At 65.2% G+C, this 20,024-nt stretch carries 21 protein-coding genes and 1 tRNA gene; 5 read left to right on the plus strand and 17 right to left on the minus strand.

The window, feature by feature from the left end:
* Window positions 1-91: 91 nt before the first annotated feature.
* Window positions 92-265 (minus strand): hypothetical protein, encoded by a 174-nt coding sequence (locus tag GO591_RS11840; protein ID WP_157157003.1) that lies wholly within the window; start codon window positions 263-265, stop codon window positions 92-94.
* A gap of 77 nt (window positions 266-342) precedes the next feature.
* On the opposite strand from GO591_RS11840, the gene GO591_RS11845 reads away from it, so the two are divergent.
* Window positions 343-1,341 carry an alpha/beta hydrolase family protein gene (locus GO591_RS11845; protein WP_157157004.1) on the plus strand — a complete coding sequence of 333 codons (999 nt, stop codon included), beginning with the start codon at window positions 343-345 and terminating at the stop codon, window positions 1,339-1,341.
* Between the two features lie 214 nt (window positions 1,342-1,555).
* On the plus strand, window positions 1,556-2,221 hold the full coding sequence (locus GO591_RS11850; protein ID WP_157157005.1) for a GAP family protein: 666 nt from the start codon (window positions 1,556-1,558) through the stop codon (window positions 2,219-2,221).
* 64 nt (window positions 2,222-2,285) lie between these two features.
* Here GO591_RS11850 and GO591_RS11855 read toward each other — a convergent pair whose 3' ends face one another.
* From GO591_RS11855 to GO591_RS11890, 8 genes are all read right to left on the minus strand, one after another.
* Window positions 2,286-3,515, minus strand: coding sequence for an MFS transporter (locus GO591_RS11855; RefSeq protein ID WP_157157006.1), 1,230 nt, complete (start codon window positions 3,513-3,515; stop codon window positions 2,286-2,288).
* Between the two features lie 86 nt (window positions 3,516-3,601).
* Window positions 3,602-4,135 (minus strand): hypothetical protein, encoded by a 534-nt coding sequence (locus tag GO591_RS11860; RefSeq protein ID WP_157157007.1) that lies wholly within the window; start codon window positions 4,133-4,135, stop codon window positions 3,602-3,604.
* 88 nt (window positions 4,136-4,223) lie between these two features.
* Window positions 4,224-6,365: an ATP-binding protein gene (locus tag GO591_RS11865; RefSeq protein ID WP_157157008.1), complete on the minus strand. Its 2,142-nt coding sequence runs from the start codon at window positions 6,363-6,365 to the stop codon at window positions 4,224-4,226.
* A complete protein-coding gene (locus tag GO591_RS11870) occupies window positions 6,362-6,970 on the minus strand; it encodes a hypothetical protein (protein WP_157157009.1) in 609 nt (202 codons plus the stop codon). Before GO591_RS11870 ends, GO591_RS11865 begins: the two co-directional genes overlap by 4 nt.
* Window positions 6,960-8,087 (minus strand): hypothetical protein, encoded by a 1,128-nt coding sequence (locus tag GO591_RS11875; RefSeq protein WP_157157010.1) that lies wholly within the window; start codon window positions 8,085-8,087, stop codon window positions 6,960-6,962. Before GO591_RS11875 ends, GO591_RS11870 begins: the two co-directional genes overlap by 11 nt.
* A gap of 147 nt (window positions 8,088-8,234) precedes the next feature.
* A tRNA-Arg gene (locus GO591_RS11880) sits at window positions 8,235-8,306 on the minus strand.
* Window positions 8,307-8,437: 131 nt separating this feature from the next.
* Complete coding sequence (locus tag GO591_RS11885) at window positions 8,438-8,905, minus strand: anthrone oxygenase family protein (protein ID WP_157157011.1); 468 nt, start codon at window positions 8,903-8,905, stop codon at window positions 8,438-8,440.
* Window positions 8,902-9,744 (minus strand): Rossmann-fold NAD(P)-binding domain-containing protein, encoded by an 843-nt coding sequence (locus tag GO591_RS11890; RefSeq protein WP_157157012.1) that lies wholly within the window; start codon window positions 9,742-9,744, stop codon window positions 8,902-8,904. Before GO591_RS11890 ends, GO591_RS11885 begins: the two co-directional genes overlap by 4 nt.
* Window positions 9,745-9,825: 81 nt before the next feature.
* Between GO591_RS11890 and GO591_RS11895 the strand changes: the two genes are divergently transcribed.
* A complete protein-coding gene (locus tag GO591_RS11895) occupies window positions 9,826-10,773 on the plus strand; it encodes an AraC family transcriptional regulator (RefSeq protein ID WP_157157013.1) in 948 nt (315 codons plus the stop codon).
* A 9-nt stretch (window positions 10,774-10,782) separates the two neighbouring features.
* Here the strand turns inward: GO591_RS11895 and GO591_RS15805 are convergent, their stop codons facing one another.
* Together GO591_RS15805 and GO591_RS11905 are read right to left on the minus strand one after the other, a co-directional pair.
* Window positions 10,783-10,983: a hypothetical protein gene (locus GO591_RS15805; RefSeq protein ID WP_198295468.1), complete on the minus strand. Its 201-nt coding sequence runs from the start codon at window positions 10,981-10,983 to the stop codon at window positions 10,783-10,785.
* Window positions 10,984-11,255: 272 nt separating this feature from the next.
* Window positions 11,256-11,573 (minus strand): antibiotic biosynthesis monooxygenase family protein, encoded by a 318-nt coding sequence (locus GO591_RS11905; protein ID WP_232466167.1) that lies wholly within the window; start codon window positions 11,571-11,573, stop codon window positions 11,256-11,258.
* A 102-nt stretch (window positions 11,574-11,675) separates the two neighbouring features.
* Here GO591_RS11905 and GO591_RS11910 point away from each other — a divergent pair, with 102 nt between their 5' ends.
* Entirely contained in the window at window positions 11,676-12,407 is a 732-nt protein-coding gene (locus GO591_RS11910) for a hypothetical protein (protein WP_157157014.1), read from the plus strand.
* Window positions 12,408-12,479: 72 nt separating this feature from the next.
* Here the strand turns inward: GO591_RS11910 and GO591_RS11915 are convergent, their stop codons facing one another.
* The gene (locus tag GO591_RS11915; protein WP_157157015.1) at window positions 12,480-14,234 is read right to left on the minus strand and encodes an ABC transporter ATP-binding protein; all 1,755 of its coding nucleotides are present in this window, start codon (window positions 14,232-14,234) and stop codon (window positions 12,480-12,482) included.
* Window positions 14,215-16,185: an ABC transporter ATP-binding protein gene (locus tag GO591_RS11920; RefSeq protein ID WP_232466168.1), complete on the minus strand. Its 1,971-nt coding sequence runs from the start codon at window positions 16,183-16,185 to the stop codon at window positions 14,215-14,217. The genes GO591_RS11915 and GO591_RS11920 overlap by 20 nt, the downstream gene beginning before the upstream one ends.
* Window positions 16,186-16,371: 186 nt before the next feature.
* Between GO591_RS11920 and GO591_RS11925 the strand changes: the two genes are divergently transcribed.
* Entirely contained in the window at window positions 16,372-16,884 is a 513-nt protein-coding gene (locus GO591_RS11925; protein WP_157157017.1) for an OsmC family protein, read from the plus strand.
* A 129-nt stretch (window positions 16,885-17,013) separates the two neighbouring features.
* Here the strand turns inward: GO591_RS11925 and GO591_RS11930 are convergent, their stop codons facing one another.
* The 4 genes from GO591_RS11930 to GO591_RS11945 form a co-directional block, all read right to left on the minus strand.
* Complete coding sequence (locus GO591_RS11930) at window positions 17,014-17,307, minus strand: hypothetical protein (RefSeq protein ID WP_157157018.1); 294 nt, start codon at window positions 17,305-17,307, stop codon at window positions 17,014-17,016.
* Window positions 17,308-17,434: 127 nt separating this feature from the next.
* Entirely contained in the window at window positions 17,435-18,007 is a 573-nt protein-coding gene (locus GO591_RS11935) for a hypothetical protein (protein WP_157157019.1), read from the minus strand.
* A 14-nt stretch (window positions 18,008-18,021) separates the two neighbouring features.
* Window positions 18,022-19,173, minus strand: coding sequence for a zinc-dependent alcohol dehydrogenase (locus tag GO591_RS11940; RefSeq protein WP_157157020.1), 1,152 nt, complete (start codon window positions 19,171-19,173; stop codon window positions 18,022-18,024).
* Window positions 19,174-19,276: 103 nt separating this feature from the next.
* Window positions 19,277-19,777, minus strand: a complete 501-nt coding sequence (locus GO591_RS11945; RefSeq protein ID WP_157157021.1) for an HNH endonuclease — start codon at window positions 19,775-19,777, stop codon at window positions 19,277-19,279.
* Between the last annotated feature and the right edge of the window lie 247 nt (window positions 19,778-20,024).

Below are 20,024 nucleotides of genomic sequence, written 5' to 3' on the forward strand. Positions count from 1 at the left end.
TCGGCCGGAGAGCTGACGGTTCGTTGCACAAAGCTGGCGGGCTCGGGATCTTGTATCCCGAGCCCGCCTTCGCGTTGAGCGGGCTGGGCGGTCAGCCTTCCTTGTGCTCCGCGAGCAGCATCGCGGTTCGCAGCCGCTGGCCGTGCGCGTACGCGTTGAGCGCGCGGATCGCCGCGATGATCAGGGCCACAAGAGACGCCAGCACCACGAGGATGAACACGAACATGAGCACCCACATGATCGAGCCCCAGAGGAAGGAATTCATATCCTGAAGGTAGCTCATTCGACACCGGATGGGCCGTAGCTGGACGAACACGGCCGCGTCAGATGCAATAGACACAAATGTCCCGCTACGCCTCCAGCACCGCTCGCCGCGTCGCGCGGCGCACGCTCGTGACATCCGGCGTCGCCCTTGCACTGCTGCTCGCGGGCTGCGGCGCAACCGACCCCGCCGTCACCGCGGATGAGACGGCCGCCCCCGGCGACCGGATGACCCTGCGCACGCTCGCCGAGAGTGACGAGAAGCCCCAGCTCGAACTGGGCGAGCGCACCGGGGGCGGCAGCGCCTACACGACCCGTCGGGTGACCTATGAAAGTGGCGGCATCACCGTGTCCGGCTCGCTGAGCGTGCCAACGGGCGACGGGCCGCATCCCGGCCTGGTGCTCGCGCACGGTCTGGTCGATCCGGAGTCCTACACCGATGGCAGTGGGATGCCGCGCGAACAGCATCACTTCGCCGACGCCGGCTATGTGGTTCTGAGCGCCGACCTGCGCAGCAGTGAACCGGGCACCGAGGAGGTGACCGCACTCAGCATCGACATGGGCGCCACCCTTGACGTGATCAATGCGGTGCGCGCGCTCGCGAGCGCCGACCTGCCCTCGCTTGACGAGGACCGCATCAGCCTGTTGGGTCACTCGATGGGCGGAGTGCTGGTGATCAACGCGATGGTCGCCAAGCCCGACCTCGTCGACGCGGTCGTGGCACTCGCGCCGGCCAGCAGCGACCCGATCGAACTGGTGGAGCAGCTCAGCCCGATGGCGGGCGGTTCCCGCGATCGGGTGTACGCCCGCTTCGGTACGCCCGAGCAGCACCCCGAGTTCTGGGAAGACCTTTCCGCGCGCACCTTCGCCGAGCAGGCGGAGGCGCCGCTGCTGATCATCCATGGCACGGAGGATGCAGTCACTCCGATCGACTGGTCGGAGGAGACCGCGGATGCCTGGGCCGCGGCCGGTGCGGACGTGGAACTGGAGCGACTCGACGGCGCCGGGCACATCTTCTTCGATGACGAGTGGCGCGAGGCGATGGATGCCGCGGAGGAGTTCTTCGAGGATGCGCTCTAGCTACTGCGTGCAGTTCCCCGCCCCGAATGAGGGTGGGCGCCGCTCTCCCCCGCTGGTTGAGGAGCGCCGCGAGCGCAGCGAGTGACGCGTCTCGAAATCAGCCTTCTTCTCACTCGATCCAGACGATTCGCGATCCAACTCGGTCGGGCAGACTGGGCCGAGGTGTAGCCGCATTTGACGTCATTCAGTCCCAAGCTCGAAAGGGGGACGGCACTTGCAGGCGATCGTTCCGATTCTCCCGATCGCGCTGGCGGATGCGCTCAGCTCGGTACCGATCATGGCGAGCATCTTCATCCTGCTTGCGCCCAACCGGTCGCGGGCAGCGCTGCCGTTCCTTGTCGGCTGGGTCGTTGGCATATTCGTCGTGGTGCTCCTGTGCACGCTTCTGGCCCAAGTCGTCCCCACCACCCGTTCCCCGCGCCGACCGGACACGGTTGTTGCCGCCCTCGAAATTTTGCTCGGCGTGGCAATCATTGGGGTCGCAGCATGGTCCTGGCTGAGGTCACGCCATCAGTCGAGACCGACAGGAGCGAATTGGCTGAAGAAGGTCGACATGCTCGGTCCGTGGTCGTCGCTTGGCCTGGGACTCCTCCTCAACCTGCGGCCGAAGGGGCTGCTCCTTGCTGGCGCCGCCGGGCTCTCAATTCGCGCCGATGCGGAGTCCACGACATCCGCCCTGCTCGCGGTCACGATCTATACCCTCATCGCCGCATCGACCGTTGCAGCGCCGGTGATTGCAACGCTCGCAGCGCCGGCCCGCATGACACCCCGGCTGGTGCGAATTAAGGAGTGGATGAGTCGACACGGTGAGGCCGTCACCAGCGTGATCCTGGCGCTGATCGGTGCGGTGATCGTTGTCATGGGCATCGCCCGCTGGTAGTCGATACCCCACCCGCTGATTGAGGAGCGCCGCGAGCGCAGCGAGTGACGCGTCTCGAAATCCTCTACTCCGCAGTCTCGGCTTCCGCGGCATCCATCGCCTCATCGGTGAGGATCCACAGCAACCCGACCAGACCAACCGTGAGCAGGCCAGCGGCAAGGAACACGAACGGCAAACCGAGCCACTGTCCGAACAGGCCGCCGAGCAGGGCGCCCAGCGGGATCGTTCCCCAGGCGAGCAGTCGATAGCTGCTGTTCACCCTGCCGAGCATGTAGGCGGGGGCGATCCGTTGCCGGAGCGAGACCGCGACGACGTTCCACAGCACGATCGCGATGCCGTCGATGAAGAAGCCCGCGGCGATGATGAACGGGTTGTCAGTGAACGCCGGCACGGCGAGGACCAGCCCGCCAGTCATCACAACGATTCCGAGGGTGCGAGCACGACCGAGCCGGCGCTCGACCCGCTCGGCGACGAGCGACCCGAGCAGACTGCCGACGGCGGTTGCGGTGAGCAGCAGGCCGTACCCCGCCTCGGTGAGATTCATCGCCGAGGTTGGGCCGACGGCGTACAGCACGAACACGGCGAAGGCTGCGTTCGAGGCGAGGTTGAAGATGCCGGTCATGATCGCGAGGGTGCGCAGGATGCGGTGGCCGAGCAGGTAGCGCAGGCCTTCGGCGATGTCGGCCCGGATGCTGGTGCGCGTAGTCCGCTCGACCTTGAAGTTGCCGCGAATGAGCAGCAGAACGCCCACCGCGAGAATCCAGAGCCCGGCGGCGTTGGCGAACGCGAGCGCGGCGCCCACGGCGACGAGGAAGCCGCCGAGCGGCGGGCCGATGAACGCGTTCGCGGTGAGCTCGACCGCATAGAGGCGGCCGTTGGCACGGGACAACTGATCCTTCGGCACGATCTGGGGCATGATCGACTGCGCACTCGTGTCGTAAATGGTTTCGGCGAAGCCGATGCCGAGTGCGACGACGTAGATCAGCCAGATCGATCCGAGGTCGAGGAACATCGCGATTGCGAGTACGACGAGCGCGGCGGCGCGGATCGAGTTCGCGGTGACCATCAGCCAGCGTCGGTCGAGCCGGTCGGCGAGCGCGCCGGCCTGCAGGGCGAACAGCAGCCATGGCAACCGCAGTGCGAGGGCGACGCCCGCGATCAGGATCGGCTCCTGGGTGTAGGCGATCGCGACGAGCGGCAGGGCAACGCTGAACAGACCGTCGGCGAGGTTGGACATGCCGGAGGACGTCCAGAGCTTCCAGTAGGAGGCGCCAAGGGGGTGGCGGTTAGGCATTCATTGGCTCCGCCCCTGAGATTCAGACGTGGTCAGGTCGCCATCTCGGATTTTGCCAGTGAGGCGGGGATGCGTGACCCACATAGTCATCGATTCATACCGATTGCGCGCCGCTGATGCGCGTGCAACGCCTTCTTGTCTGCCTTCATTCGAGCGAGGTCTGCGACGAACCATGAGACTTGTATGTTCCCCACGCGCCAGTCATTCAACCGTGCCATCACGGCCGCAAACATATCGATCGCCGCTCGCTCACGCTCGAATTGCGACCTGCCTTTTGATACGCGCGTTGACTCAAACAACTTTCCCCACGCCCAATCTGCGACGGGGCGCTCTTTCTTCTCGAGAAGCCAGGCAAAGCGCCACGACTTCGCAAGCATGTCGCTCAAATCGGCTGGAGAACGCGCCTTCTTAGCGGTGTAGGCGACTCGCGCCGCTTCCAGGGTTTCCATCAGGCGTTCCGCAGCATCCTCGAGTCGTTTGCGCGTCTCGGCCCTCCTCGTTTCTCGTTGTTGAAGTAGGAATAGCCCGATCACACCCGCTAATGCGAGGAGTCCCCCGATCAAGCTGGGCGCGACGGCATTGATGAACGCAGCGAGTGTGCCCGGGTCACTCCAGTTCATGGAGCGCACGCTACTTCCCGATGGCAGACCCCTCTACCCCTCGAGATGAGAGAGGCTGCGATCCGCGTGCGTCCACTCCGCCATGCCACTAGCTGACCGACTTAGGGGTTGTGAGGGCTGACGCGTCGCGACCATCTGCATTGTGGATGAGCCCATAGGGCGGCTGGTCTGGATCGGCGGAGTAAGTGACGACGACGGATTCGTCAGCGCGATCGGGCGGCTCATTATCGACGATAATGATCTGCGCCTCGGGATGCGCAGCCAACCACGACTCAATGTGCGCATATACGCGTTCCACGATGCTCGCGTGATTTGCTGCAATTTCCGCTTCGTCGCTGCCGGTAGAGGCTTCACGATTGGACACAGGGCGAAGGTTCTTCTGCGGACTGTCGATAAGCATGAATCCTGGGTGCCCGCCTCCGACTTCGATGGCGAGCTCGAATATGGAGAGCTGCCATGCCAATGCAATCAGTGTCATCGCGCCCGACGATCCCACTAAGTCATATCGCCGATTCCTCACCACCGGAACAAGATTCTTCTGCAGCCGCACGCCGCTTACTTTCGGGTACCCAAAAGCCTTTAGCGTGTCCTCGAACCGCGCGCCAAGGGTGGCGAGCAAAACGTCTCTCGATTGTTGAGTCTGCTCCAGGGCCCGCAAGCGGCCGATCGCATCCTTCAACGCCGCATCGGTTTGGAACACGTGATTCTCTCGCTGCTGCAACTGTAGGAGCAGTCTTCTCGTTCTTGACAGCCCTGCAAGCGACGACTCGAGCGTCGACGCCCTGGTGGTAAGTACATCGCGCTCGGCAACGAATGGAGCGATGATCGCACTCGTGGATGCGTCCAAAGCGACCTGCGCCTCCCGAACCGCGATCTCCGCTTTTTCCAACTCTCCGCGAGCGGTATCTGCTTCCGCGCGAACTTCTGCGGCAAACCGCTTGAGCTGATCCAGTCGCCGCCCGAGCCCCCACCTCTCCCGAGCTAAGAAGGCCTCATCCACGGTCGTCGACTCGTCCTCGCGTGCTCCGTCTTCCTCGTCCGGTGACAAGCTACTTGGGGTGTCGTGTCCGGTGTGCGTGCTCACGGTCGACCGGCAAAGCGAGCAGGTGCCGTCGACCATGTGGACCGGGGGAAGCTCGGACTGGCAAGCGGGACAGTTCGTCACTGATAACGAATCAAATAGACGTCGCGACTCCTGAAGCAACTCGAGCTTTCGGATGTCATCGGCGTACTGGGAGCGGAGCGGGTCTAGTCGCTTGACTAAAGTTTCCCGCTCTCTGAGCTTGGCCTCGGCCTCTCGCGCGTGCTGAGCAGCGGCATGGAAGCTTTCCCTCGCGTTCGCGGCAAACTGTGTGGAAGCACTGAGCCTCAGATCGATCGCACGCACTTGGGCGCGAGCGTCCGCCAATTCGACTCGTATCTTGTCGGCCTCATTGTCGACAACCGCGAGATCCTGGATTCCGGCATCCGAAAGAAAGCTTCGCAGGCCGCCAAGCGTAGACCGCGCTGTGTTCAACTCCTTGCGAAGCTCATCGATCTGCCCTGCGATAACTGAAGTATCACCATCATTTACACCAAAAAAGTAGTCCACGACTTGCCGAAGTTTTAGCGACTTGTGCGGATTCTTCTCAAGAACTAGATCAGCGTTATCCATCCTCCGGTTCGTGAGGAACCACAGAGGCTGAACGTCACGGAAACTGAGAATGCTGGTGTCCGACTCTTCCTGTGTCGGCGCATCCTTCAGTCTCACCCCACCCAGCCCGCATATCTGTAACAAGTATTGGGACAGCGACTCCGGGTCGGCCGGATCTGTGGTGAACGACTGAATAGGGCTTTCGGAGAGATCGTCGTGGCCTCCTCGGTAGAGCCACGCACGCGTGTTCGAATCCCCCAAAGGCCGCTCAATGACGTACGGCGAAGCCCGGACAAGTATGCTGCCGCCGTCACCGGAGCTCTCAACTTCAGCGATTTCTCTGACTTCGATCGCTAGCTGCGCTGTCCGGACGTTGTCAAGCACTTCATCGTGCTCGGGATGATGTTTCGCGCCGAGGCAGTAGTCAATGAATTCAAGGATGGTGGTCTTCCCTGTGCTGATCTCGCCAGCAATAATCGAGAGCTGTTGAGCAGTTGACGCAGGACCAGAGTTGAAGTCGATCAGATACTCGTGCTTTGGACCGACCAACTTGAGAGCTCGAATACGAATGGGCGGGATTTCACGCGAAGCATTCATTGTTCGCTCCAAGGCGCCATTAGAAAGGCCGGGTCATCGGGTGGCGACACATGTTCCAGGTCGAGCAGGTCGAACAACAGAGGATCCGCGCGTAGCCAAACGCCAAGCTGCTGTCGCAATGCTGCGTCACTCAGTCGGGCCACAACGGGACCAACAACTTTAAGGCTTGAACGAAATGCGTCGGCGTACGTCGAGGTCATCTCGGCTGCGACTGTCATCCCGAGGGGTGTTGCGTCGAGAACGCGCCTTCCGCCGACAACGCGCAGAGAGACGAGGCCGAATGCCACCAACCTGTTGAGATCACTGAAGAGGCGCTCCCGTCGGGTGGCATATCTCTGCCCCGGGGCTGCATACGAGAGCGAATGAGTACCGAATCCCGCGAGCCTGAGTCTCGTGGCAAGCTCCTCATCCTCGTCAAAGACGAGGAAAGGGTTGGCCGCCAGGAACTCGACGATTGCCAACCGCTCAAGATCGAGTGATTGTTGCGACGGGAATTCCGCTGCGATGGTTATCAGCAGCTGCGCCATGCGGAACTCTGCGACAGCGTCCGCGCGAAGGTAAGCACCGCTTGGCGCGAACAAGTCATCGTCTACCTCAGACAGCATTATCAGCCTCCGTGCTTTGATCGGTGAAGTGCCTCGAAGAGGGGGCTGAACTCGATCCCAGCGCCACCAGAGCACCTTGCTCCGTATCGAGGGATGCTGTACCGGATGCCACCGTTACATCGGACGTCCACTCTGGCGCAGGCGCGGCATGCTCCGCTGCAATAGCTCTCCAGGTTCGCACCCAGCCTGCACGTTGGCTCTCAACGGCTTGGTGCATGATCCCGAAACCATGGATTGGCGAAGCTCGCAGCGCTTTGGATTCGGGCGCGTGTTTTTGTTCGATGTCATCCATTACCCCTTTGTAGAGGCCGGGAAATTGGTCGCCGCTCTCGCGCTGGGCGGCATCGTTGTAGTGGTGCGACCATGTCGCCCGCACTCGAAGTCGCCAGTTGCGTAACCGCTCGATTTCCGCCGGCACGCCTTTGTCCTCGATCTCCTGGGTCAAGATTTCGGCGTTGAAGAACGCCTCACGGGCCTGCGAGGTTTCCATCAACTCCGCCGCATGCATCTGCCTAACGAAGAGCGTGTCGTCGTAGCGTGTCTCGTCTTCGAGGTCGGCGAGCGCACGGGTTCCGCCCTCCGCCGGCTCCCCATCCAAGACGAACACGGGGGCGAAGTAGCCGTTCCGGAGATCGGTGCCCGCATCTGAAAGCAAACGCCGACGAAGCTCCCCCTCATCCCACAGGGACTTGATCACACCGTCCTTGCTGTTGCGTTTGACCCATCCCTGCCACCACTTCAGATTGGGGGCATCAAGCGTGCATGGCAGACAGAGGGTCCAACTCCGCAACTTATATCCGTTTGTTTCCGCTGCCTTCATTGCCGACGCGTAGGAATCGCGTATGTCCTGCTGCTGAGTCTTCCCGAAGCCGTCAATGAAGTACTTCGCTTGCCAGACGAAGACCTCTCCACCTCGTGTGAGTTCGCCTACGAAAGCGTCTATCCCCCAGTCGCCAGGGTTTGCCTTCACCGAATGAACATCGGGGTGGACAAGGGAGACAACGTCTTCAACGAGTTGTTCGAATGCGTCTCTCGCAGCTTCTCGACTCCCCAAGCGTTGTACGAGAAACTCAAACTTGATCAGCCCTGACCCCACAACCTGTACCGTCGCGGCCATCGACAGCATCCCCCATTGGATTGCAAACTAGCGTGAAAACGCACGTCCCCCGTGCGTCTCGCTTGATACTATCTGCTGCTTAGAGCGCGAGCCGCACACCATCGTTCGCCGGTTGAACCGACAGCGCGCTCCTCAGACATCACGCAGTGCCCCTGGAGGGACTCGAACCCCCAACCCTTTCCTTAGGACGGAACTGCTCTTCCATTGAGCTACAGAGGCTGACCGGTTGAGTTTAGCGAAGTACTGGGGTGGTGTGGTTTCGAGACGCGCGCGACTCCGTCGCCCGCTCCTCAACCACCGGGAGTGCGGGTCTCGGCAAGCTCGACCAGCGGATGGGGCCGCGGCGCTCCTCAACCACCGGACAGGGCCAGGAGCGCCGCACCTGCCAAAGCAAACACCGCCCGCAGGTGGTTCGCACGGGACCACGGACGGTCGAACGCCTTCCATGCGGCATCCGCTCCCCCAGCATCGGCACGGGCTAGCGCGTTGTTCCTGGGAACGTTCGCCACGACCGTTGTGACGAACGACGCCAGAGCTAGCGCCGAGCCGATAGCTCGCGCCGGGTTCGAGCCAGCCGGCCCAGACGCCAGCTCGGTCACCAGCACCGCGGACGCCGCGGCCGCCCCACCGAAGAACACCGTCATGAACGGCGCTCGCACCGCGTGCTCGTTGATCCGCTGCATGCTGGCCACCGCCTCCGCGGCCGGCCGCGTCCGCAGGACGGGCGAGACCATCGCCGAGAACGCCAGGTAGACGCCGCCGGCTGCCCCAGCACCGACGGCTGCCGACGCGGTCACCGCCGTCTCGATCGCGCTCATGAGGCCACCTGACCTTCCACGTCCCAAACACCGGATGCGGCGGCGCGACGCGCGTACTCGGCGAAGTCGGTTGCCGGACGGCCGAGCGCCGCCTCGAGGTCGCCGGTCAGAGACTCGTTGCGGCCGTCGAGGATCGACTCGAACAGTTCGGCCAGCGGCGCCGCTTCCTCTGAGGGGATGCCGTCGGCGGCGACATCCGCCACGAACTCGGCTGGCGTGCTCGGCACGTATTCGATCGAGCGGCCGGTGGCGCGGGAGAGTTCGTCCGCGACATCCGCCAGCGACAGCAGCCGCGGCCCGGTCAGCTCGTAGACGCGGCCCGCGTGGCCGTCGTCGACGAGCGCCGTGGTGGCGACGTCGGCGAGGTCATCGAGGTCGACGAACGGTTCGCGCACGGTGCCGGCGGGCAGCAGCAGCCGCCCGCGCAGCACCGGCCCGAGCAGGAAGTGCTCGCTGAAGTTCTGCGCGAACCAGGACGAGCGCACCACGGTCCACTCATCCGTGGCCTGCTGGATCGCCTGCTCGCTGGCCAGGGCGCCCTCCTCGCCGCGGCCGGAGAGGATGACCAGCCGACGCACATCGCGGCGGCGGGCGTGCTCGGCGAAGTCGGCGATCAGGTCGGAAACGCCCGGGAAGGCCAGATCGGGCGAGTAGCAGACATAGGCGGCCGAGACGCCGGTGAGCGCGGCGTCCCAGGTCGACGGGTCGTCCCAGTCGAACGGCTGCGCGGCCGAGCGCGAGCCGATCCGGGTGGGGATGCCACGTGCGTGAAGACGGTTGACGATGCGCTGGCCGGTGCGACCGGTGCCGCCGAGAACGAGAACTGTGTTTTCTGTCATGCCCCTAGACAATCAACGTCCTTCCAGATGATGAATAGCTCAGGCTGTCGATTGCATACGGCATCGTCTAGAGTCATCCGCATGGACCCACTCAGCCACCTGCTCACTGGACCCCGCGCCCAGCGTGCCTTCGCGCTGCGCGTCGTGATGGACCCGCCGTGGGGCATCGACGTGCGCGACGAGGCACCGCTCACCCTGATCGCGATGGTCGCGGGCACCGCCTGGCTGACCGGCGCGGACCCGGTACTGCTCGAGGCCGGCGACGTCGCCATCGTGCGCGGACCCGCCCCGTACACGGTCGCCGACTCCCCGGACCGTGCGGCCGGCATCATCATCCACCCCGACCAGCGCTGCACCACGCTCGCCGGCGAGAGCGTCCAGCTCAGCATGAGCCACGGCCTGCGCACCTGGGGCAACGCCGCCACCGGGCAGACCACGATGCTGATCGGCACCTACCAAAGCGACGCGCAGATCGGCGCCACAGTCGCCGCGTCGCTGCCGGATGTCGCGGTCATCCGCGCCGGCGGCCTCGACCCGGCGCTCCTGCGCCTGCTCGACGCCGAGATCACCACCGACGACCCCGGCCAGGGCGGCACCGTCGACCGGCTGCTCGACGTGGTGCTGGTGCACGCCATGCGGGCGTGGGCGAACGAGCATCCGGATGCCGCCTCCGGATGGCTCGCCGGAAGCCGCGACCCGCTCGTCGCCAACGCCCTCGACCTGCTGCACGAATCCCCCGCCGCGGACTGGACCATCGACAGCCTCGCCGCCCGCCTGGCCGTGTCGCGGGCGACGCTGGCGCACCGCTTCCGTGCCGCGGTCGGCGAACCACCGATGGGCTACCTGACCAGGTGGCGGATGCTGCTGGCCAGCGAGTTGCTCGCCGCTCCGTCGCTCACGACTGCTGCGATCGCTGAGCGGGTCGGGTATGGGAGTCCGTTCGCGCTGAGCACGGCGTTCAAGCGGCAGTTCGGGCAGAGCCCGACGGAGTATCGGCGGGGTCTTGTGGACACCGCGCGTGGTGCTTGACCTCGTTGGCTACCGTTCGGCTTTCCACAGGATCTGACGGATCGGCCCCTCTCGGGACTTCGACTCGACGAACTCATACGACTCTTGGACGATCTGCTCGAGCACTGGCAACTCGACATCGCTGAGGCGCCGGATGTACAGGCAATATCCGGTCGTTGAGTGCTTGCGCAGTCTTGCCAGCAGCTCCGCGTGGCGTGCCGTGCCATCCATGAGGTAGATGGTCAGTTTTGCCTCTTCGCGGATAGAAGCCGATCGTGTGACCGTCGCCTTCGCGCCCACTGTCGTACTTGTAGTGGTAGGTGCCGAACCCGATGGTGCCGACATTCCATAGCGTTGGCTCGTGCCCAGTTATCCGCTGCATCATTTCGATCAGCGTCTCGCTGTCTTTGGCTGACTGCTCGTCAAGCGAAGCGAGAAAGTCGGCGACTGAGCGGTCGTTGGTGTCGGTCATTTCCCCTGTGCTCACGCATCTCTGAAGATGCTCAAATCATCTGCTGGTAATGGCGCACGCGGTTGTCCCGTTCCACGAGGTACATCTCGTCCTCCGGATAGAACACGGCACGCTCGACATCGGTGCCGGCGAATCGAGTGATCGCTTCGAGCGACTCCCACCGAGTGACAGTGGTGATTTCGGTGCGACCGCCCTCAAGGTCGCGCGCGAGCAGCCAGGCGTCGAGGTTGCCCGGAGTAGCGCGATAGGCGGCCATCCCCGTGCCCTCCAGATAGTCGACGTAAGCATCCCGGTCCTCGGTACGCACGACGCCGCTCCACATGCGCACTACCGCTCGCTGATCAGCCATGACTCCAGCATGCGCCAGGTGCCACTCGACCACCCGGAGAGAAGCTGATAGCTTTCAGGCACTTCGCGTATTCGAAGGTTTTTCACAGGAGAAGGGCTGGAAATGTCCACCTTGAATCACGGACGCACGTTGGTTGGAAACAAGTGGATGCTCGTTGGCGGCATCGTCTATCTGCTCGAATGGGTGGCGATCATCGGGAGCGGGTTGCTTGGCGTGGCGGACACCCACGCTGCCAGCGGCCAGACGGATTCCATGGTCGAGGCATACGCCGGGCGCGTCGACGTCGTCGCGTGGATGGCGGGATGGTTCGCCGTCGTGCTGCTCGGTCGGATCCTCGTCTTCGTTGCGCTACGGCACGCTCTGGTCTCCTCCGGGCACGGGCACCCACTGCTCGATTTCGCAGTGCTGGCCGCCACCGTGAGCGTGGCGATGGAGATCGCGGCGTACGCGATGTCGACCGCAGCGGCGACTTTCGCGGAGAACGATGTCACTGGAACCCTCTTCCTCGATCAGGCCGGGGTCTGGCTCAACTGGATGATCGCCGGAGGCCTTGGCGTGGCAATCCTGTGCTCGTCGTACGTGATGCTGCGTTCAGGGCTGTTCCCGAAGGCACTCGGCATCATCGGCATAGTGAGCGCAGTGCCGCTCATCGTCGCTCAGTTCCTCATCGCGCCCGCATTCAGCGAAATCGTCAACCTGCTGACCTTCTTCGTCTTCCTGTTCTGGATCTGGATGATCTGGGCAGGCGTCTACCTGTGGAGGAAGACGCCGAAACGCGCGGCGGTGACCCCGCTGGCCGACCCTGAGGATGCTCGCGTCAGCCCGCAGGACTGATCTGTTTACCGATCCGTTGGTCGAGCTTGCCGAGACCCGCCGTTCGCGGCCTCGGCAAGCTCGACCAACGGATTAGGCGTGGCCCGCGTCCTCGTGGTGCCACGAAGTCCAGAGGGCCGCGTACTCGCCGCCGGCCGCGACCAGCGACTCGTGCGGACCCAGCTCCACGATCCGCCCGGCCTGCACAACCGCAACGCGGTCGGCGTCGTGCGCGGTGTGCAACCGGTGCGCGATCGCGACGACCGTCCGGCCGGCCAGCACCCTCTCGAGCGAGGACTCCAGATCGCGCGCCGCGCCCGGGTCCAGTAGCGAGGTCGCCTCGTCCAGCACCAGCGTCTGTGGATCAAGCAGCACCAGCCGGGCCAGCGCGATCTGCTGCGCCTGCGCCGGCGTTAGCACCACCCCGCCGGAACCCACCTGAGTCTCCAACCCGTCCGGCATGTGCCGCACCCAGATCAGCGCGTCAACTACGGCGAGCGCCGACTCGAGCTCCGCGACATCCGCCCCCGGCTTGGCCAGCCGGAGGTTGTCGGCGATCGTCCCCACGAAGACATGGTGCTCCTGGGTGACCAGCGCGACGTGCCCGCGCAGCGTCTCCAGCGGCAGGTCGGTGACCGGCACCCCACCGACCCTCATCGACCCGCTGGTCGGCGCGTTGATCCCGGCCATCAGCCGGCCCAGCGTCGACTTGCCCGAGCCCGACGGCCCGACGATCGCCAACCGCTCCCCCATCGACAGGTCCAGGTCGATGCCGTGCAGCACCTCGCGTCCGTCGCCATAGTGGAACTTCACCGCACGGGCCACCAGCTTCTCGTCGGCGGGCATCGCGTCCGGCACCGGCTCCCGGTCGGGCGGGACGTCGGCGACGCCGATGATCCGCGACAGCGCGGTCGCGCCAATCTGCAGCTCGTCCATCCAGCCGAGCAGCTCGTTCACCGGGCCGATCAGCTGCGTTCCGTACAGCGCCACCGCGGTGACTTCGCCGACGGTCGCCGCGCCGGTGGAAACCAGATAGGCGCCCCAACCGATCACCACCACGATCGGCACCAGGAACGACAGCTCGGTGGTGGGCAGCCAGACCGTGCGCAGGTTCAGCGTGTACCGCTCGGACTCGCGCCGCTCCAGCACCGCGGCGTCGATCTTCGCCTGCTGCGCCGGCGCCAGGCTGAGTGCCTCGATGGTGCGCGCGCCCTCGACGGTCTCGGAGATCACTCCGCTCAGCAGCGCATGCGACGCGAGTTGCCGCTGGTAACCGCGACCGGAGCGGCGCAGGTACCAGCGGGTCACCAGCGCGATCGAGGGCACCCCGACCAGCAGCCCGAGCGCCACCAGCGGGTTGGTCAGGAACGCGGCGACCAGGGTCAGCAGCGTGGTTGCCGCGGCGACGAGGACGCGCGGGATGCCGAAGCGCACCGTCTGCGAGAGGCTCGAGATGTCGTTGGTGGTGCGTGCCAGCAAGTCGCCGGTGCCGGCACGTTCGACCACCGACAGCGGCAGTCTGCCGACGGTGGCCATGAACTGCTCGCGCAGCTTCGCGAACACGGTTTCGCCGAGCACCATCGCCTGCTTCTGCGCGAACCGGCTGACGAAGCCTTGCACCGAGTACGCGGCCACCAGGATCAGCGCGGCGATGGTGATGCCGAGCTGGGTGGCGGTGCCCGTGGTCATCGCGTCGATCATCCGGCCGATCAGCCACGGCCCGGCCAGCCCGCCGAGTGCGGCGATGCTGTGCAGCACCAGCACGCTGGCGAGCGCGCCGCGGTGCTCGCGGATCAGCGCCCGCGCGGTGGCGCGCACGGTCTTCGCGTCAGCGATCGGCAGCAACATCCGTCCTCGCCTCCTGCCGTTGCTCGTGCGTCGGCGCTGTGATGATCGGGATGGCGCCGGTCTGCTCGGCCTCGTGCCAGAGCGTTTCGATGGCGCCGGTGCCGGCATCCTGGAGGTCTTCCCCAGCGGCCGGCTCGGCGGAGCTCATGCTGCGCGCCACCACCGACCGATACAGGTAGCCGAGCTCGTCCTGCTGCCGCATCAGCTCGCCGTGGATGCCGCTGCCAACCAGCCGGCCGTTCTGCAGCACCCGGATCACGTCCATCCGGTCCAGGATCAGCGGACTCGCCGACACCACCACGGTTGTCCGCTCGGCGCGGGCCTGGCGCAGGCTCTCAGCGATCTGCGCTTCGGTGTGCGCGTCCACGGCGCTGGTCGGCTCGATCAGCACCAGCACCTCGGCGTCGGCGAGCAGCGCCCGCGCGAGACTGAGCCGCTGCCGCTGCCCGCCCGAGAACGAGCGGCCGCGCTCGGCGACCACCTCGTGAAGCCCGGCTGGCAACCCGGCGATGGTCTCGGTCGCGGCGGCGTGCTCGAGCGCCCGGCTGACCGCCCGCAGCTGCGCGGTTTCGGTGCTCTCGAACGCCGGGTCGCGGGCCTTCTTCACGTCGAGGCCGTCGATCAGCGAACCCTGGAACAGGTGCGGGTGCGCGTCGCTGACCACGATCCGGCGGCGCAGTTCGGCAACCGGAACGGTGCGGTGGTCGACGCCACCCCAGAGCACCGGCGCCTCCTCGTGCACATCGTCCCGGAACCGGCCGAGCCTGGTCGCGATGGCGGCCGCGGCATCCGGGTCCACGTCGACGAGGCCGGTGAAGCGTCCCGGCTCGATGATGACGCCGGATGCCACATCCACCAGTTCCGCGCCGGCCTCAGGGGCCCGGCTCGGCCCTTCGACGTCCCGCGCTGCGGCGCGGATACGCAGCACGTCGAGGATCCGGCGGGTGGCGACCAGCCCGCGGGCGAAGATCTGGGTGGCCTCCACCCCGGTGCGCAGCGGGATCACCAGGAAAGTCGCGTATCCGTAGAAGGCGACCAGCTCGCCGACGCTGATCGCGCCGTCGAGCACCAGGCGGGCGCCGTACCAGACGATGAAGGCGAGGAACACGCCGGGCAGGAACACCTGCAGCCCGTCCAGCCAGGACTGCAGCTGGGCGAGGTGCGTGCCGGCTCGTCTCACGCCTTGCGAGCGGGCGGCGTAGCGGGCGACGAACTCGTCTTCACCGCCGATGCCGCGCAGCACCCGGAGCCCGGCGACCGTATCGGCGCCGAGGGTGGTGAGCAGTCCGGTTTGTTCTCGCCAGGCGGCCTGCCGGGAGTGCAGAGGCCGGATCAGCAAGGTGAGCAGTGCCGCCAGCACCGGCACCCCGATGAGTACCACCAGGCCGAGTTCGACCGAGGTGGTGAGCATGATCCCGGAGACGACGAGGTAGGCGACGATGCCGCCGATCAGCCGGGCGACGACGTCGAACATGACGCCGAGGCTGAGCGCATCCGTGGACACGGTGGCGACGATCTCGCCGGAGGCGGTGGTCGCGGTGATCGCCGATCCGGTCTCGGCGGAGTGGTGGCCGATCAGCCGGCCGGCGCGGAGGGCACTGCGCACGAAGTTCTTCACCGCCATCCGGTGCCGCAGCATTCCGGTCAGCGCCTGCACGATCGCGACACCGAGCAGCGCGGCGCACCACCAGAGCACGTCTGGCGACGGGTTGGCCACGCCGTCGTCGATCGCCCGGCCGAGCAGGTAAGGCCAGAAGGCCTGGCAGAGCATCCAGATGACGCCGAAGAGGATGCCGCCGATGAGGAACTGCTTCTGCCGGCTGGCCTGCCAGAGCAAGAACCGCGGAACCGACTCCAGCCGGGGCGGCGGTTCCGAGGCGAATGGCAGCGGGCTCGACGTGCTGCTGGAGGTGCTGCCCGGCGTGCGCGATGTCCCCGCGGGAGAGGTCACCTGCGTGATGCTACGCCGCGGCTTCGGGCGCGGGAAGATCAGCGCTGTCGCTGCAGAGTGACATGCCTGATTGTTCCATCTGCGGGTCCGCCAGGTGAGATCCATTGCCTTCCGCGGCAAGGACTGCTTTGTTTGTCAGCAGAGGGTAGCGCTACGACGCTCCTCGTCCTACGAAAGGCGCTCGCGATGGATCAGGAACGAATCGCATCGGCGATCACCCGCGTGCGAGACGCTCTCGCGGAACATGCTGAGACGCGCTATCGAGACAGCGCGGCGACCGCCACTATCGAGGCGGGACTTCGCGTCAAAGTTACCGGCCCTGATGGTGAATTCACGGTCACGGACATGTCTGCCGGTGTCGGCGGAGAAGGATCAGCTCCGTCCCCCGGTTGGATCTTCCGGTCGGCCGTTGCATCGTGCGTTGCCACGCTGATCGCAATGCGAGCCGCCGAAGAAGGTGTCGAGCTACCCGGCCTTGAGGTCGTGGTCGACAGCGAATCTGACGACCGCGGCCTTCTCGGCATCGGCGAAGTTGCAGCTGGCCCGCTCTCAATGCGCGTGATCGTGAGGGCGCAAACCACCTCCGATGATGCAAAGGTGCGGGAAATCATCGAGTGGGGGACGGCGCACTGCCCCGTCTGGGACGCGGTCGAGCGTGCTGTGCCGGTGCAGCTTACGATCGAACTGGCAGGTCCGTAATCCGCATCGACTGTCCCCGATGCAAGCAGGTCACGTTTGAGCCGACCGCCCCGCCGCAGTATTCCGCAGCGGGGCAGGTCATCTGACTCGGCTGCCCGGGAAACAGTCTCGAGTCGGCCCTGGTGCGGCCTATCGGCCGCTTACGTCTCGAGCGTCGTCGTGGGGCTTGTTCACCCCGGACTTGGCGATACCGCGGCTCACGATGTAAGCAGCCGTAACAATAGAGACATACAGCCAGGCGCTGTTGGCGCCGAAGCCCTGACCGTCATCACCGTTGTCAACGACCGCGGAGGCGATCAGAATCGCCAAGGACACGACGATCCAGGCGTAGAACTCGGTCGACTTGAGGGCGGACTTTGTCTCATTCCAAGCTCGGCCGATTACCGGGTCGCGTCGTGCCGGGCCTCCTGGCGTGTTCGACATAGTGTCTCCTTTGTTGCGATAGGTACTCATTAACTACGTGGACTCCACTATTCCCCCGAGCTCCTCATTCGGTTAGATAGTTCCCGCATGTAGTGAACCCAGCGCTACGAGTAGGCGAACCGCGCGATCAGACCGGGCGACGTCCGGCGAACCGCTTCACCAGTGAGAACACGAGCCATCCGGCGAGCAGCCACGGTCCGACGATGATCACCGGGTCCAGCCACATGTGCGAGACATCCGCCCGCCCGCGTCCGAATCGGGAGCGGATGGGACGCCGACGGCGTTCACTGAGCACGCCGCTTTCGGTGATGGGGTCATCCGGTCGCATGCTGCCGAGCGAACGCAGGTGGCTTTCCACCGCGTCGACGCGGTCTCCGGCGAGCAGCAGCAGCCAGTGCGCGGCGCGGCCCTCGCTGTACCGGCGATATGCGAGCCGGCGGATGACGCCCGACAACCCGCGCGGCGGAGTCGCGGTACCGAACACCGGGGTGAGGAACTTGTGCTCGATTGAACGCTCGCGCGGCCACTTCTCCTCTTGGCGGTCGGGGAACTCCCAGTGAGCGCCCGTGGCATCCGGGTCGAACCGCTCGCGCGGGAAGGCCGGACGGTTGTGGGGGTCGAGGTCCGCTCCCCAGCCGGGGATACGGGCGCGGACCTCCTCGGGCACGGTGCGTCTGGGCTCACCTGCGGTGTAAGGCATGGTCGGTGATCCTCTCAGGTGGCTGCGCCCGGCACGATGATCGGCTTGATGCAGTCGTCGAGCTTGGCTGAGAACATGTGGTAACCCTCTGCGATGTGCTCGAGGGGAAGCCGGTGAGTGACGATGTCGCTGGGCTTGAGATATCCGTTCTGGATGTGCTCGAACAGTCGCGGCCATTGCCGCTTCACCGGGCACTGGTTCATTCGCAGGGTGAGCCCTTTGTTCATGGCGTCCCCGAATTTGACCGCGCTGAACATGGGACCGTACGCGCCCATCACCGAAACGGTGCCACCCTTGCGTACCGAGTCGATGGCCCAGTTCAGGGCAACCGGTGAGCCGCCCTGAAGCTTGAGCTTGGCTGACGTGACGTGTTGGGTGAAGTTGCCGTCCGCCTCGGCGCCTACTGCGTCGATAACGACATCCGCTCCCAGGTAGTCCGTGGTCTTTTTCAGATGCACGACGATGTCCTCGAATTCCGTGAAGTTGAACGCCTCCGCGTGCGCGAAGCTGCGCGCCTTCTCCAGCCGATAGTCGAGGTGATCGATCACGATGACCCGGCCGGCGCCCATCAGCCAGGACGACTTGGCGGCGAACAGACCCACGGGTCCGGCACCGAAGACGACGACGGTGTCGCCTTCGTCGATGTCACCGAGCTGCGCCCCGAAGTAGCCAGTCGGCAGGGCATCGGTCAGCAGCAGCGCGTCCTCATCGTCCATCCAGTCCGGGATGATGCTCGGTCCAACGTCGGCGAACGGCACCCGCACGTACTCCGCCTGGCCGCCGTCATAACCGCCGCAGGTGTGGGAATAGCCGTAGATGCCGCCGATGGCCGTGGCGTTCGCGTTCACGTTGTGGCAATTGGAGTACAACCCGCGCACGCAGAAATAACAGGAGCCGCAGAAGATGTTGAAGGGCACCATCACCCGGTCGCCGGGTTTCAGGTGTTCCACGGATGAGCCGACCCGCTCGACCACGCCGATGAATTCGTGCCCGAACGTCATGCCGACGCGAGTGTCCGGCATCATGCCGTGGTAGAGGTGCAGGTCCGATCCGCAGATCGCCGCCATCGTGACTTTCACGATGGCATCGTTAGGGTGCTCGATCGGCGGGATGTCTTTCTCTTCGACACGGACCTTGTACGGCCCGCGGTACACCATGGCTCGCATCGGCGCCTCCGGAACAGATCGTGACGGCCAGTGTCACCCTCGCGTCCGGGGAGAGTCAAGGGACCCTAAACGGGCGGCAAGCTAAGGGTCTTGCGTCTCGACGCTATGCGGCGACCTGAGTCAGGAAGGCTTCCCAGTCCGGCTCGGAGTGCTCAATGCCCCGCACCAGCCACGCCGATCCATACGGCGGACGCGGAGTGATCCGCAGCGACCAACCCATCTCGGCCGGGGTGCGGTCGCCCTTGGTGTTGTTGCACCGCAGGCAGCAGGCCACCAGGTTCTCCCAGCTGTCCGCGCCGCCGCGCGAGCGTGGCTGCACGTGGTCGATGGTTGACGCGGAGCCGCTGCAGTAGGCGCAGCGGTGCCCGTCCCGGCGCAGCACCCCGCGCCGCGAGACCGGGATGGCGCGGCCATTGGGCAATCGCACGTACCGCCGCAGCAGGATTACCGACGGACGCTCCCACCGCCCGGTGGTCGCCCATACCGGGTGCGCCCCGTCGTGGGCGAGGATTGTCGCTTTCTCATTCATCACGAGCAAGAGGGCTCGCTTGAAGGAGACCACGGCAAGGGGCTCGTAGCCCGCGTTCAGGACCAGGGTGCGCATTGCGTTCCTCTCGAAAGCGCCTGCACGGCTTGCAGGCATTCGAACTGCTTCTCACTGGCTCGGTGGTTTCGAAAGAGCAGCGCAAACAAAAAGGCACCGTCGTGCGAACGACGATGCCTATTTGAAAAGGTCGTGACAGTGCACGACCGGCTGGCTGCTGTGCCGTATGGAATGCAGGGCGCGCGCGTCCACGGATTGGACGCTTCCTCTGTACTCCATCAGGCTCTCCCGAGATCCCGTTGAACTG

The organism is Diaminobutyricimonas sp. LJ205, from assembly GCF_009755725.1.
Lineage (GTDB): Bacteria > Actinomycetota > Actinomycetes > Actinomycetales > Microbacteriaceae > Ruicaihuangia.